The organism is Kribbella sp. NPDC000426, from assembly GCF_040300265.1.
Taxonomy (GTDB): Bacteria; Actinomycetota; Actinomycetes; order Propionibacteriales; family Kribbellaceae; genus Kribbella.
The window spans coordinates 1-14,376 of the sequence record NZ_JBEPDK010000001.1 but is presented as its reverse complement, the minus strand read 5'-3'; the positions used below and the strand labels follow the sequence as shown (position 1 = coordinate 14,376).

Below are 14,376 nucleotides of genomic sequence, written 5' to 3'. Positions count from 1 at the left end.
CGCCCGCTCCTCAAGTGCAAGATGTGTGGCAGTGATCTTCCCTGTCCATCTCGGTGACCAATGGCTGCCAGCGCTCAGACTAGGCCTGGTCTGTGTATCACGTACGCGATTCCGCGGAGGTGGAGCGCCTGACGTAACAGTTGGGTTCACCAGAGCGATAGAGGATCAAGGCCATTGATTTTGTGCGCAGGTGTTTGACGGCGGGTCGAAATGACGGGGGATCATGAACCATCGGTCAACGCTGCTCGGTTGTCTTCTTGCCGTGACAGCAATAGGTGCAGCGACGGGCTGTTCGGGCGACAACGGAAGTGGCACCGCGGACGAATCCAGGTCCGTGTCGAGTCCAGCTGCGACGGAGGGTGTGCCAGCATCAGAGGGTGTTGAGACTCCGGGGCCGCCACCGCCACTCAAGGTCGCGGTCGGAGATGAATTCGTCCGATACGACGACAGCGACGGCGATCGAGTGGAGATCCAGGTAACGGCCGACAAGTTTCGCTGTGGCATCAAGCGCTACCCGTTCGCAGCCTCGTCGGTTTCGGGATCGATTCCAGCTGATGTCCCTGCTGTTCCTTCGGCCGGTCAGCAGTTCTGCCAGGCTGACTTGTCGGTGAAGAACGTCGGCAAGAGACCGTTGAAGGACGGAGCGCAGCCGGGTGCGGACGCCTCGATCAGCGTCGGCGATACCCAGTACGCCGCCACTGACCTCAGTGAGGCGATCGTTTACACGTTCCTTAGCAACGCCAACAACTCGGGCAAGAACGTTGGATGGTTCCTTGGGGACGTGATCAATCCTGGACAGGTCGTACAGCAGATTCAGGTCTGGGAGGTTCCGGCGGAAGCCAAGCCGACAGCGATCGTCTTTGCGTCGCAGCAGGAGGAAGCTGGGGAGACCGCGGCTGTCGAAGTCCGCGTCCCGTGATGAATCGACCGCAGTTCGAGGTCCTGCTCCAGCGTTCTAGCGAGATACGCCGCTCCGACGGGGAGCTGATGTCTCAGTTTCGGTTGTGGAACGGTTGTCCGAAATCAGCATGCATTTTCGACGCCGCCAACGGGAACGTCGCAGCTAGTCGCGTCCTCGCGAGCGGCGTGTCGTACCTCGGGCTCGGCTGAGGTTCTAGGGTCGGAGGATGGCGGGGAACGCGGATGCCGGGGGAAGCGGCCAGACCGTGCTGCAGGATGCCGTGCGGTTGTTGCTGTTGATTCAGGCAGCGGGTACGGATCTGCACGAGTCCGAGGTGGAGAGCGCCCCGGACGGTGCCGTGGCGGTAGTCAAGGGGCAGGTGCTGCTGCAGGCCTTGGACTTCTGGCTGCGGAATCCGGACTACCTGGCCGACGAGTTGCTGAGCCGGTATGAGTGTGCTGGTGACGCGGCCGATCTCGAGGTGGCGGCCTCGATCTTGGACAGCGAGGAGCCCGAGGTGCGGTCGTACCCGATGCTTAGGTACCTGTTCGGGGCGTACGAGCCGCTCGACGAGGCGCTGGCGGTATTGCGGGCGCCGGGGCTGGTCATCGTCCGGCGTGTCGGTGCTCCGGGGGCGGTCAAGCAAGCCAACTACTACCTGACCGCCGCGGGCAGAGATGTTGCGACGGCGGTGATTGGCGCGGCTGCGGAGTTCTCCTACTACGTCGAGCGAGCGAAGGTCGTGATCGATCTCGCGGCCGGCCGGCCCGGAAGCCAGCTCAAGAAGGTCCAGTACCAGCAGTTGGAGTACGGCGAGACCGAGTTGCTGCACCACATCACCGGGATCGCCGACCGCGTTCGGACGCGTCTCGCCTCGCTGCGATCTGGTCTCGGAGAAGGGAACGCGTCGTGATCAGTCCGGGAGAGCTGCGGGCCGAGGTGGTCGACCGCGCTCAGGTGAGTGCCAACGAGGTCGACCAAATCCTCCGGAACAACGATCTCACCCTGCAGAGCGTGTCGATGCCGCAGCGGACGCTCCGGGTGAACCGGCTGCGCCTGACTGGCGCCAAGGCCGGACCGCTCGACCCAGGACCGTTCGATGAGACGTTCGATTTCCCCAGCGGTGTAACTGTGCTCACCGGCGACAACTTCCGTGGCAAGACCTCAATCCTGGAGATCATCAAGCTGATGCTCCGGGGAGAGTCGGCCGATCTCCAGCAAGACGTGCGGAAGTGGCTGAGCGCTGTCAGCCTCGACGTCCTGGTTAACGACCAGCCAGTTGGTCTGCGCGCCCGCTTCGAGGGCGGTCGGATCGTGTGGGGTGCGCTGATGACGGGCACGACGGACCAGCTCGCGGCCGCGCACTCGGAGATGCCGGCGGGTCTGTCGGTCCTTGCCGAGGTCCGGGACGAGGAGTCCTGGAGCGCGACGGTCGCGGCCCGGATGATGCAGCTCCTGGGCCTCGAGGAGCTCCGCGTGTACACCGCCGCCAAGTCGTCTGACACCGTCGGGCAGGTCAACCCGCATGGCTGGCCGTCGTACTTCGGTGCCATCTATCCCCCGAGCGGATCGGACAAGATCCTCCTGGGTGCGACGTCCGCGGCCGGTTTGGCAACTCGGTTACTCGAGGTGTTCCTCGATCTCCCACACGCAGCGCTGTACACCCGCGCGAATGCCGCGATGAAACGACTGGAAGGCGCTCGGTCGGCGCAGGCTCGCCGAGCGACGACCGCGGCCGCCGGGCTCGAGGCGCGGCGTGCGGCAGCCGAGCAGCGGCTGAACGAGGCCAGCAAGGCGCTCGCCGAGCTGCAGAAGGTACAGACCGGAGGAGTCGAGCTTCGCGCCGCCGCTGTGGCGGCAGATGAGGCGGCGAGAGAGTTGAATGCCGCGGCCAGGGCACACGACGTCGCCTCCGCAACACTCCAGCAGGCAACCCAGAATCGGATCACCGACGAGCGTCGAGTGCACTCCCTCAAGGAAACCGCGGTGGCGGGTGCACTCTTCCACGGGCTCGACCCAGCCGCCTGCCCTCGGTGCGAGGCTGTGATCGACGCGGACCGCCGGGCCGGCGAGGTGAGCAATCACCAGTGCTCGATCTGTAGGACGACGATCCAGTTCGATGACTCGGACGACGCTGCTGCCGAGCTCGAGGCAGCGGAAGCCGCACTGGCGGCTAGTGTGCAGGCTGCATCGGCACTGAAGGAGAAAGCCGAGCAGACAAAGACCGCGATGGCGGCAGCAAAGACGAAGATGGAGGCGGCAGAGACGCGCTTGGCGCAGGCCGAGACCAGCCGTCACGTCGATGCCTTGATGCAGGCGGAGATCGACGTCGCGACCGCGAGAGGAGCGCTTGAGGCTTTGGGTCCCGAGGTAGCTGCCCCAGCGGACCCGCCACCGGAGGAACGGGTGCTCAAGGCGCTGGTTGCCGTCCTCGAAGACGACAAGCTGGCCTCGTGGCAGTCGCTGGTGCCCGAGCTCGACGACGAGATCGCAGAGCTGGCTCGTCGCTTCGGCATCGGCGAGCTCGAACGAGTGTCCATCAAGCGCAACGCGAACATGGATGTCTTCAAGGGCGGTGGCGCCAAAGGTCCGTTCGGCGGGCAGAGTGCGGGCGAGCGGATGCGGCTGCGGTTCGCCGTGGTGCTCGGTTTGTTACGAGTTGGCCGGCAGCACGGCATTGCGAGTCATCCCGGGCTGCTTCTGCTGGATAGCCTCAAGGCGGAGGAGATGCAGGACGCCGACGCCGCGGCGCTGCTCGAGGTGCTGGTCGAAGTCGCTGGGAGCGAGGGCGGCATCCAGGTCATCGCGACGACGCAGGACCGGAAGCTAACGAGCACAGTGTCCGGAGCTGCTGCGACGATCGGTCCGAGGACGCCGGCGGGGTGCCTGTTCTGAAGGACGTCAGTGGGAGGCGGTAGCGGATGAGCGATCTGGATCTCCAGGAGCGGTTGCGCCAGATCGTCATGTCGGGTGACGGAGTGGCGCTTGACGACCTCGGAACCGGTGCGGATCTCCTGAACGCCCTTCGTGCTGCGGCAGTCACGCCGACGGCCCCGCTCGTGGCGGACGCCTTGCGCAACGAGCATCACCGCGAGTCGTGGCAGGAGGAGATCAAGGCGTTCATCGAAGGCCTGCCCGGGCAGCGAAGCCAGCTCTCGATGGTGGAGACCTGCGATGTTCTGCTGGCCTCGCCGACCGTCGTTGATGTGGCGGGCCAGTTGCTGCACGACGTACTCGTCCCCGACGCAGGTCGGATCATGGCAGCGCCCACAGTGGCTGCAACGGGTCTGGAGACTGCGCTGCGACTGGTGCTGCTCGGCGCGGCACGTCGGTATCGGGTGCTAGAGGCTCTGACCTCGGCGCCGACTGACGCGCCGGACGACTACACCGATCGGTTGCCTCGCCTCATCGGCATTACGCTCGACCTGTGGGATCAGGGGGAGGATGCCGCCGACCTCGAGGCCGCGCTTCGCCAACTGGATGCGAGCGGCGCCGAGGATGCCGGGATGGAACTCGCGCGACTGGAGCTGCGGCGAGCCACTTTGCTCACGGATGTTGCCGAGGTGCGGTCCGGTCTGAACGCTGCCGCGGAAGCCTTCGCAACAATCGCGCAGACATCAGAAGCCCGGGACGATGCCGCGGCCTACGCGGCGGCTTGCCGAGCGGTTGTTGCGTTCCATGACGAGGACCGGGCAGCGCTGCAGGAGTCTGCTACCGCGGCGGCATCGGCAGCGCGTCACGTCGCGATGGGCTATCACGGCATGCATCAGCGATCGTGGTCGGCTCCACGACGCAGTACGGAGTTCGCCTGGTATGGGCTGGCCGCGCAGTTGGAGCAGGCCGCGATGGAGCTCGCGGACGACGAGTTCATCAACACATGGTCCGCGGTGGATACTTTGATGGGTGTCTACGCCCTCGACCGCACAGTTGCGCCCGCCGGATCCGGTCTCGATCGCCTGATCGCACCGAGGGTAGAGAATGCGGTCGCGCAACGGGTCGGCATGCTGCGGCAGCTGCAGCGGGTCGTTGATATTGACAACAGTCGCGACACTCCCCAGCTTCCGCCGGGGGCCGCGATGCTGGTCGCCGCGGCCAAGGGCGCCACCGCCCGCGAGCCGTCGGCTGAGCCCGACACCGAGGAGCCGGCTGTAGGCGGCTACCTGTTGAAGCTGCTGCCCCCTGACGTGGTGCTTGAACTTGCTGGGAAGCACCCGGACTCGATGGAGGCTTTGGAAGACTTGGCGGCGCGCCTTGCGATGACTCATGTCTTCGGCACGGCGTACGACCACACGATTGCGGGACCCCTCCGCGAGCGTCTGTTCGCGGGCCTGGCGACGAATCCGGCGTTCGAAGGTCCAGCGCGAGTGGAGTTCGGCCTGCTAGTCACCGTCACCGTATCGTTCCTCCTTCACGTTGCCGATAGCAAGCGTCCCTGGACGCGTCCCATCAAAGAGCTGGACTCGGCACCTCTCGAAGCCGCGTTGCAGGAGGACCTTTACCAGATGTTGTGCACGGTGCCTGCGTTTGCAGGTCGTGTCGTCTGGGAGCCGCGGAACATAGCGACCGGTCGAGGCGACCTCGCCTTGCAGTTCGACGCCGGACGTCGATATCTCGTGGAAACCAAGCGTGAGTCGTCCAACGCCGACGCAGAGCATCTCAACGCGACCTACACCGCGCAGGCGGCGGAGTATCAGGCGACCAACGTCCCGTTGTCGGAGCTTGTTGTGCTGGATCTCACCGACCACAAGGACGGCACCAGGCATCTCAGTGAGAGTGCCTGGGTCCACCATCGGAGAGCTGAGGGACAGGAAGTACTCCGGAGCGTTGTGGTAGGTGTCGTGACCGGGAACCGGGAACCGCCCAGCTCTCTGCGCTAGGCGTGGCCCTGTGCGTCTCGTGCGGAGGACTGAGCTCACGTCGTCGTTCAGAGGGGGGTGAGACCTGGCGGCCTGGGCGATACTCAACGTCCGAGCGTTGCTGGATGCCGCGGTGGAGGGTCTCGCGGAGGCGTCGGATCGCGTTCAGGTGGCGGAGAACTCCTCGCTCTCCGTCTTGAACGTCGGGCCGGCACCAGTGTCGATCGCCATCGCGTGGGTGGACGGGCGAGATTTCGATCGCTCGCCGTAGGGCTGGGGCGATATCGCTCTCCAGTTCGCTGAGCTGGGTCTCCCACGCGTCCGTCCTGGTGCCGGCGGATAGCACGATGGTGTGGAGGTTCCGGATGACGGTGGGGTTTTTGACAGCGACCTGACGTCGCGCGCAGGTCACGACATCCAGATGCACCATCTCCTCCTTCGCCGAGGCGAACTTGGGGAGGTGGAAACGTGGAACGGTGCGGTGCCGCTGGCGACGCCTGCGCAGGCAGACATTCAACGTGTGCCGACCGACAGAAACACGCGACGCCTGTGGCGACACGCACATCCCCGGTTCGGTGCGCGTTCCGTTCGACTCGGATAGCGTCATCGCGCAAGATGTCCGAGTGAACGACGAACTCAGCCAGAGCCAGGAGCTTCTAGCCTGGCTCGAGCAGCCGCCGACCGCAGTACCGCCAGCGATCCCCGTGACAGCGCCGGCGCGCCTCCCATTCGAGGCCCTCAGACCGGACGACTTCGAACGTCTGGTTCTCGATGTCACCCGCATCAGCTACGAGGTCGAGGAGGCGAGGCGGTACGGCGAGCCCGGCCAGAAGCAGTATGGAATTGACCTCTTCGGGCGATTGGCGTCGGAGGGCGACGCTCGTCTCCGGTATGTGACCGTCCAGTGTCGCAACGTCAAGGCGGTCAGCCCGAAAGCTCTGGGTCGGGCCGTGGAAGAGTTCCTCGCGGGTACCTGGGCCAGTCGCAGCGACGAATTCGTCTATGCCACCAGGGCGTCCGCGCAGCGGACGGAGCTTCTGGAGGCGATCGAGAACGCCGTGGCTCGACTTCGCGAAGCGCATGTTCGCTTCGAAGTTTGGGATGGCGAACGGCTCTCCGAGGTCCTGCGGCCTCGGTACCAGATCGTGGAACTCTACTTCGGGCCCGCCACAGCGGCGGCGTACTGCCTGCCGACAGCAGGTCGGACGCCTGGCGTGGTGGCAGCGGTCGACCCGGAGACGCTGCCTCAGCGGCGTGGCGGCTCACAGCCTGAAGCGGCGACGGAGCGCGCTCGGCGTCAACGACGTTCCGTCGTCTCGCGGTGGAAGTCAGTGTCGCCTGGTGATCCGGTGACAATCGGTCTAAGCAATCTCAAGGAGTTCAGCAGCCCGCACCTTGATTCGCCTTCTCGGTGGGACTCCGAATCCCCCTCATCGGTGGCCATCGGCATTGGGGTCGCCTCTTCACCGCTGCCTGCTCGGGGGCCTTCGACCTCCCAGCTCAGGCGAGAGTTCCTGCGCTTGCTCAACGACTCGTCGATATCGAAACTTCTCGCGGCGCTCATTCCTCAACGAGCTTCCGAGCAGTGGCGGAGTTACAACGACGTCGGACGCGGAAACTACGCAGCCGTGCGTTCCGCGGAAGCGGATCTTGGTGTCCCGTCGGCCTGGGCGAGGCTGCTGCTGGCTGAACCGGATCGTCGCTCGAGTGGCCTGGACCCTCGATGCACGTACCTGTTACTCCATGTCGACTGGACGAGCTCCGGGACGGCTGTCGACGGCGCTTGAAAGCTGGTCGGTTTCGGCGGTTGAAAAGTGAGCGGTTGTTGGCAGTCTAGGACTCGTTGTTGTCTGTGGTGGTGCGGATGCTGGGGAGGCTGTCGATGCCGCGCCCGCGGAGCCGATAGCTGGCGCCTTTGAGGGTGAGGACGTCGGCGTGGTGGACAATGCGGTCGATCATCGCGGCAGCGACGGCTTGGTCTCCGAAGACACCGCCCCAGCCGGAGAACGGCAGGTTCGAGGTCAGCACGAGCGAGGCGTGTTCGTAGCGGGATGAGACGAGCTGGAAGAACAGGTTCGCGGCGTCTTGCTCGAAGGGGAGGTAGCCGACCTCGTCGACGATGATGAGGCCGTAGCGGCGCAGCCTGGCGAGCTCGTTCGGTAGCTTGCCGGCTCGGTGGGCGTCGGTGAGGCGGGCGACCCAGTCGGTCGCTGTCGCGAACAGGACGCGGTGACCGTGCCGGGCGGCCGCGACACCCAAGGCGGTGGCCAGGTGGGTCTTTCCGGTGCCGGGCGGGCCGAGGAGGACGACATTGCGGGCCTCGGTGAGGAACCCACCGGATGCGAGTGCTGCGATCTGTTGATGTGCTGCTGGTTGGGCGTCGAAGTCGAAGTCCTTGAGGGTTTTGACGGCACCGAACCCGGCGGCGCGGATGCGTAGTCGGGCGCCAGATGAGTTGCGGGCACTGACTTCGCGTTCGAGGACCGCGGCGAGGTAGTCCTCATGAGTCCAGCCGGCGTCACGGGCTTGATCGGCCAGCCGGGCGGCGGCCTCGGTAATCCGGGGTGCTTTCAGCGCGGCGGCCAGATAGGTGATCTGCTTGAGCGCCTCCGTGGCCGCAGCGGGGTTCCTCGTTGATTTGGTGGCGGCCATCAGCTGATTCCTTCCTCGGCGGTGAACTGGTCGGTGAGCCCGAAGGCGCGGTCGTAGTCGGTGAGATCGCGGGCCAGATCATCACCGGCGGCCGCGACACCCCCAAGGGCGTGGGGTTGCTGGAACTGTTTGCGCAGCCAGGCGGCTGTCTGAACGTGGCCGGGGTCGGTGACGGTGGTTCCTCTGGCCCAGACCCGGCAGTGCTCGGCCACGACGCGACCTTCTGCGCGGACCCGCACCCGTTCCAGGTCTGCGGCGACGTCGACCATCCGGCCGATCACGGCCGGATCGACGGAGTAGTCGTTGGTGTCGAGCCGGACGTAGTAGTCACGGCCCAGCCGGATCTTGTTGCGCCAGCCCAGGTGCAGCGGGATCGGCGGCAACGCCAGCATCGCCGCCCGATCCGTGTCGACCAGATCGGCCGGTGCGGCCTTGATCGTGCGGACCACCCGTGCGTTCGCCTTCGTCAGCCAGTCGGTGAACTGGGCGTTGAAATCTGCCGGTGAACTGAACGTCCGGCCGGGCATGAACGAGGTCTCGAACCAGCCGTTGCGGCGCTCCACAATGCCCTTGGATTCAGGGTCTCTGGGCGGCAGCAGCACGAGTTTGGTGGCCAGCGTGCCCATGAACGCCCCAACGCCTTCGGCGCGACGCTGTCCGCGGCCGATGCCGGGTTCGTTGTCCCAGATCAGCCGGCGCGGGACCCGCCCCAGTTGCTGGATCAGCTCCCACGACCCCAGCAGCAGGTCCTCGGTCTTGCGGGTCGGGATCATCCGCGCCGTCACGAACCTCGAATACGCGGCCGTGATCACCAGCACCGGCAACAACTTCGCGCTGCCGTCTTCCAACGGGATCTTCCGCGGCGGGAACCACAAATCACACTGCGCGGCATCACCAGCCGCCCACACGATCCGGTCGACCGGATCGATCGGCCGCTGCTCGGGCCGCAACCGCGCCACGTTCTCGCGGAACCACCGGATCGATCCGGTCCACCCGACCCGCTCGGCCAGCACCGTGGCCGGCATGTCAGGTGTCTGCTCCAGCAACTCCCGCACCCGCGCCTCGAACACCGTGAACGACGTCGGTGCCGGCCTGCGCACATAGCTAGGCGGCGCATCCGAGTTGACCGCCTTGATCACCGTCGTCCGCGAGATCCCCAGCCGCTGCGCGATCTGCGCCTTCGGCACCCCCTCAGCCGCCAACCTCCTGATCAGCGCCCAGTCCTCCAAAGTGATCACTCTCCAATCGTCGAGTGCTCACTTTTCACCGCCGAAAGTGTTCAGTTTTCGAGCGCCGCCGACAACGGCGACGGTTCCACCACCGTTAGCGCTCCGCCGGTGGCGGAGGATGATGACGCTTGCGCTCGCGACCCCCGCGTCGGTTGCGAGGTATCTTGTCGACCAGGTCGGTGTCGCGGTCAGAGATGAACCGCAGCCGGCGATCGGCTTCTGGATGGCGACGTCGTCGAAGCTGACGAAGCTAGTTGATATCGATGGCCTGGATCCGGTCGAGGGTTCGCAACCGTCGCAGTGGTACGACGCCTACGCGGTCGGCGATGCAGCTGGCGAGACTCCGAACGAGATTGCCACAGATTGGCTGACCCGGATGGGCGATAGGGCGTTGCACCTCGACGATTACGAAGCGTCCATTTGAGCTGAGCGCCGAGCGAACTCCCCACCTGGCTCACCACAATGGATGATCAACAGCGGTCAGAGGTGCAACGTCATGACACTAGCCCCAGGCCGTTCATGCAGGTCAGACCTGATTTCGGCAAACGACAAACAACCTCAAGCAGCGCGGGTCCGTAAAGCGGGGTTAGGGGTCCCGGCCCCGCGCCTCGCTACTACATCGATGAGCGAACAGAGTCCGAGCCATAGCGAAGCGACTACTCTCGGGCGCTGCTCCTGTCGGTCGCCCAGATCTGTCAGGCGTAAGTGTTGTCTCGCGATCGATCCGCCCGCTCAGGCCAATGCTGCAGGCGGCACTGTATGCCCGCAGTGCCTGCCTGAGGAAGGTCGTGGACAACGTCGGCGACCCATTGGCTGTCGGGGTGCGGGATCCTGTGCCCGCCTGCAAGCGATGAAACTATTGCTGTAGGCAACTTCCTACTCCGTCACAGCTCCGTGAGAGACTGCGAAACGCTGGCAACTGCTGATCATCGACGGGAGCCAAACTGCAGGTCAGACGCGATATCCAGAGTCCTGTGCCAAAGCCCCGCCACGCTGGAGGAGATCTACACCATCTTCGAGGAGCGTCGAAGAGTCCTGTCAACTTTGGACTCGGATCTCGTGATCTTGTGGCGCGAGTCCTTGAACGGTGTGGGATCGGCTGAGTGTTCAGTCAGGGAGTCGTCGAGCCTTCGGCGAGGTTGGTGTCCTCACCTTCGAATTCAATGAGCTTGCCTCTGCTCGCCTTGTCTCGGGCCGAGGTCCGACGCTCCTCTGTTCGCCCGGCTGCTGGCTGTCCCACTGCTTGCGTGCGCACAAAAGTTGTCTGCGGCATCCGTTGAGTGGCCGTGGTCTGGGACCAGACGTCCTGGAGCACCGATCCAGGACAGAGACGGAGGCATCAGGTGAGCGAGAACTTGTCGAAGGGCGGCGGCGTACGCCGGCAGGTTGTTGAGCTGGTGAATCGGGCTGAGGCGATTGTGGAGGCGCTCGAGGCGACGGCTGCTGATGGGCGATGGGCGATGACGGCGTTCAGCAGGTATCGCTTGTGTGAGCTGCTCAAGATCATGCCGTACGTACGGTACGACGGCGAGCCTGGCGATGATCCGGTGGCGTTGCTGGAAGAGGCGACGGGTCTGGTCGACCAGATCGACGTGCCGATCGAGGAACTTAGTTGGAGGCTTGCGCTCGGGGATGCGTTGCGGACCGCCGCGGCGGATGTTCGGAGGGTCCGTGATGCGAGCGACGTATGAGGATCTGCTTCGTACGGCCAGGCGGATCGCTGCGAACGCTCAGCGCGGCGTATATCCCGACAAGTCCGAGGTGCTCGCCGATTGGCAGGCTGTGCTGTTCGCGACGAAGAACCATCTCCGCTGGTTGCGGTTGCATCTGAAGGTGAAGCCCGGGGAGGCGAAGCGTTCGGACAATGCGCTGGGACGTTTGGCTCAGGCGATTGGTGCCGGTGCTGACCTGCTGGCCGTGCAAGATGCGGGGGCCGCGGCAGTGCTGGATGTTGGCGAGGATTTGGTCGCTGCAAGATCCGAGGTGGCGGCCATTGCGTTAATGGCAGGGGAAGTCGCCATGCGAAGTACTCGAGCGCGGGATCCTGAGCGAAGCCGCGTCCGTTCGGCGATGCGTGAGCTGGCTGAGATCGCGAGCGCCGACGTACGGCGAACCGGGCTCGGCGGTCTTGCCCTGCTGGCAGCTGGCCGGCCAGCCGCACTGACCGGCGATCTGTCCTTGATCGGCCCGGCTGCCGCGCGGTGGGAGCGTGCGCACGCGGCGACATCTCCGGAGATGGTGCTGACCCGAGACCTGCGGTCCGCGACGGCGCAGCTGCGGACTATTGGCGGCGACGTCTGGCACATCGCAACCCAGTTGCTGTCGGCGCAGTCAGCAGGCCTCGACGCCACTCAGCGACGCGATCTGGATCTCATGAGGAGCGAACTGCACAGCGCCGAGGCGAGCTCCCGCCGCGTAGAGAGCTCCTGGAGACGGCGCCTTTCCGACCTTGGCGGCCTCAGCGAGTCGCCGGCTGAGATTGCCTTCCTCGATCTGAAGAGCGCGGTTAGCCATGTTCTCGGCGACGATCGGGGCCTACGCCGTCCCAGGGACTTGATTCCAGATCACAGGACCGCGATGGAACTGGTCGACACGGTGGACGAGGTGCTTTGGTGTACCGAGCAGGTCTGGCGGCATCAGCAGCGCACAGTGCGCTGGCTGGTCGGAGCCGGACGTCTGTTCGTGCCGCGGCAGGAGGCGTCACAGGTCGATATCTACTTCCTTCGACGTCCCGGAGGTGGTTCACGTCCTCTGCAAGCGAGGTGGGTACGAACGGGTCTAGGCGGCTGTTTCGACGACCTGACGAGTGCGCTGGCCGAGTCCGCCGAGCATGGGAAGGCCGCCGGAGAGATCGCCAGGCGCCTGGCGGCAACGTCGGCGATTTCACGCCGCACTGGAGAGCCGCGACCAAGAACGCCTGGGCCGTACGTCGCGTACGCGTCCGGGATCGACGATCAAGGACAGGAGTTGGCTGAGCTCTGCCGTTGAGCCTTGCAACCGATCCAGCTGGAGGTTGCTGTGGGCAAAGAACCGGTACGGGCGGAGGATCTCCACCGCGCGCTCGACACTGAACTCAGCAAGATGCGGTCTGGGACCGACTGGTGCAAGTGGATGGATGCCGCGGCGTCGTTCCCGACGTTCGGCTTCGGCAACGTCGTGCTGATCAACCTCCAGATGCCACAGGCGAGCTGGGTAGCACATGCGAACACGTGGAGACGGTTGGGGAGGGAGGTGAAGCCGCCGCTGGCCATCAGGATTCTTTACCCCGTCCGTTCGCGGACGGCGGTGGCTGCGGCGATGGAGGACGCGTTGGGATCGGCCAGTGAGAAGCAGAGAACGGGCGGTCAGATCGAGCAGCAGGTGATCGGCTTTCAGGTCGGGGTTGTGTACGACGTGACAGGCACAGTCGGCCCGCCGCTCGCCCTGCCACCGTTGCCGGCAACTGCGAGTGCGACTGTGGCAAAGAGGTTGTGGAATGCCTTGACCCGCGAAGCTGGAGCAGACGGATTCACGGTCGACATTCGGCCGACCGGTGATGCGTCCGAAGGCTGCACCGACCACAAGGCCAAGCGGATTGTGATTGCCGATCATCTGGACGACTTCCGTGCAGTCGAACGACTGGCTCACGAGGTTGCACACGCCCGATTGCACTCGTCGGCCGAGACGGGGGAGTCAGCAAGCGTGCTGTGTCGTGGGATCCGTGAAGTGGAAGCCGAGTCCGTCGCTCATGTGGTACTTGCCCATCACGGGCTGAGCTTTGACGCACAGTCCTTCGAGTACCTCGTCGGCTGGGCGCACCATATCGATCCGGAGCAGCCCGGCAACGTCATCAAGGCGACTGGTGCGCGTGTCGTCGATACGACCAGAACACTGATCAAGTCGACCGACCGGTTCCTGAAGGCTCACAGACCGGCGCTCAGCTCGGTTCCGGCGAGGCCGCTCGGCTCCGTGTTGATCGCCCCCGACCTCGATGGCCCGATCCGGTGAGGTGGCTCGCGCATGGGAGCCAGCGAGCGAGTGGCCGCGCTGCGGCGTGCGCGCGAACGACAGGCGAGGATCGAGGCGGCGACAACCCGAACTCTCAAGGCGCAGGCATCGCTCGATCGTGCGGTCGAGGCGAGGAATCTCGCCATCGAGCGGTACGACGAACGAGTCGCTGATGCCGAGGCTGCGCGGGCGGCCGAGATCACCGAGCTCGTGCGAACCTGCAGGTCTTCAGAAGCGGCGGCGGAGATCCTTGGCTGGTCGGTCCAGGAGCTTCGTCGCGTCGTGAAGGTTGATCGCGACCGACGTGACGCGGCGACAGGGGCCTGCGATGGCGACTCTTGATGTGGATCCGCTGTGGGACATTGATCAAGTCGCGGCGTACTTAGGCGTTCCCAAGCGAACGCTCTATCGATGGCGAACGCTCGGCTATGGACCACCCGCCAAGAAGGTCGGCCGGCATCTGCGATACCGCGCGAGCGATGTCATCACATGGTTTGCAGATCTGCCGGACCACATCCTCGATGAGAGGTGTAACGGATGATCATGATCACTCGACCCTGGTGAGATATTGCACCATCTCGGAGGGTTGATGCATGGAGGCGACGGTCGGGTCGTCCCAGATGATGATCAGCCAGTTCGGGCCTGCGTAGTCGATATGGCGTTGACCCGGTTCGACGGACAGGGTTGGTGTGAGGTTGGTTCACGCTACCTGTTGGTGGGTGGCGTGGGTTGATTCGTAGGTGGCAGGGCT

At 65.0% G+C, this 14,376-nt stretch carries 13 protein-coding genes; 11 read left to right on the top strand and 2 right to left on the bottom strand.

Translation table 11 applies throughout. The features are described 5' to 3' along the window. The first annotated feature begins 463 nt into the window (after window positions 1-463). From ABT313_RS00065 to ABT313_RS00045, 5 genes are all read left to right on the top strand, one after another. Window positions 464-919, top strand: a complete 456-nt coding sequence (locus ABT313_RS00065) for a DUF4352 domain-containing protein (RefSeq protein WP_350846844.1) — start codon at window positions 464-466, stop codon at window positions 917-919. A 208-nt stretch (window positions 920-1,127) separates the two neighbouring features. After that, window positions 1,128-1,814 carry a hypothetical protein gene (locus tag ABT313_RS00060; RefSeq protein ID WP_350846841.1) on the top strand — a complete coding sequence of 229 codons (687 nt, stop codon included), beginning with the start codon at window positions 1,128-1,130 and terminating at the stop codon, window positions 1,812-1,814. Beyond that, on the top strand, window positions 1,811-3,796 hold the full coding sequence (locus tag ABT313_RS00055; protein WP_350846838.1) for an AAA family ATPase: 1,986 nt from the start codon (window positions 1,811-1,813) through the stop codon (window positions 3,794-3,796). The genes ABT313_RS00060 and ABT313_RS00055 overlap by 4 nt, the downstream gene beginning before the upstream one ends. Before the next feature lie 26 nt (window positions 3,797-3,822). Beyond that, entirely contained in the window at window positions 3,823-5,778 is a 1,956-nt protein-coding gene (locus ABT313_RS00050) for a hypothetical protein (RefSeq protein ID WP_350846835.1), read from the top strand. Window positions 5,779-6,380: 602 nt separating this feature from the next. Continuing rightward, window positions 6,381-7,544, top strand: coding sequence for a hypothetical protein (locus ABT313_RS00045; protein ID WP_350846832.1), 1,164 nt, complete (start codon window positions 6,381-6,383; stop codon window positions 7,542-7,544). 46 nt (window positions 7,545-7,590) lie between these two features. Here the strand turns inward: ABT313_RS00045 and istB are convergent, their stop codons facing one another. Continuing rightward, window positions 7,591-8,409, bottom strand: a complete 819-nt coding sequence (istB, locus tag ABT313_RS00040; protein WP_350846829.1) for an IS21-like element helper ATPase IstB — start codon at window positions 8,407-8,409, stop codon at window positions 7,591-7,593. Beyond that, a complete protein-coding gene (gene istA / locus ABT313_RS00035; protein WP_350846824.1) occupies window positions 8,409-9,647 on the bottom strand; it encodes an IS21 family transposase in 1,239 nt (412 codons plus the stop codon). Before istA ends, istB begins: the two co-directional genes overlap by 1 nt. A gap of 109 nt (window positions 9,648-9,756) precedes the next feature. Between istA and ABT313_RS00030 the strand changes: the two genes are divergently transcribed. The 6 genes from ABT313_RS00030 (at window position 9,757) to ABT313_RS00005 (ending at window position 14,166) form a co-directional block, all read left to right on the top strand. Then, window positions 9,757-10,062, top strand: a complete 306-nt coding sequence (locus tag ABT313_RS00030; RefSeq protein WP_350846821.1) for a hypothetical protein — start codon at window positions 9,757-9,759, stop codon at window positions 10,060-10,062. Window positions 10,063-10,981: 919 nt separating this feature from the next. Continuing rightward, window positions 10,982-11,329, top strand: a complete 348-nt coding sequence (locus ABT313_RS00025) for a hypothetical protein (RefSeq protein WP_350846818.1) — start codon at window positions 10,982-10,984, stop codon at window positions 11,327-11,329. Next, on the top strand, window positions 11,310-12,626 hold the full coding sequence (locus ABT313_RS00020) for a hypothetical protein (RefSeq protein ID WP_350846815.1): 1,317 nt from the start codon (window positions 11,310-11,312) through the stop codon (window positions 12,624-12,626). The genes ABT313_RS00025 and ABT313_RS00020 overlap by 20 nt, the downstream gene beginning before the upstream one ends. Before the next feature lie 3 nt (window positions 12,627-12,629). Beyond that, a complete protein-coding gene (locus ABT313_RS00015; RefSeq protein WP_350846812.1) occupies window positions 12,630-13,625 on the top strand; it encodes an ImmA/IrrE family metallo-endopeptidase in 996 nt (331 codons plus the stop codon). A 30-nt stretch (window positions 13,626-13,655) separates the two neighbouring features. After that, window positions 13,656-13,967 (top strand): hypothetical protein, encoded by a 312-nt coding sequence (locus tag ABT313_RS00010; RefSeq protein WP_350846809.1) that lies wholly within the window; start codon window positions 13,656-13,658, stop codon window positions 13,965-13,967. Continuing rightward, entirely contained in the window at window positions 13,954-14,166 is a 213-nt protein-coding gene (locus tag ABT313_RS00005; protein WP_350846805.1) for a helix-turn-helix transcriptional regulator, read from the top strand. Before ABT313_RS00010 ends, ABT313_RS00005 begins: the two co-directional genes overlap by 14 nt. The last annotated feature ends 210 nt before the right edge of the window (window positions 14,167-14,376 follow it).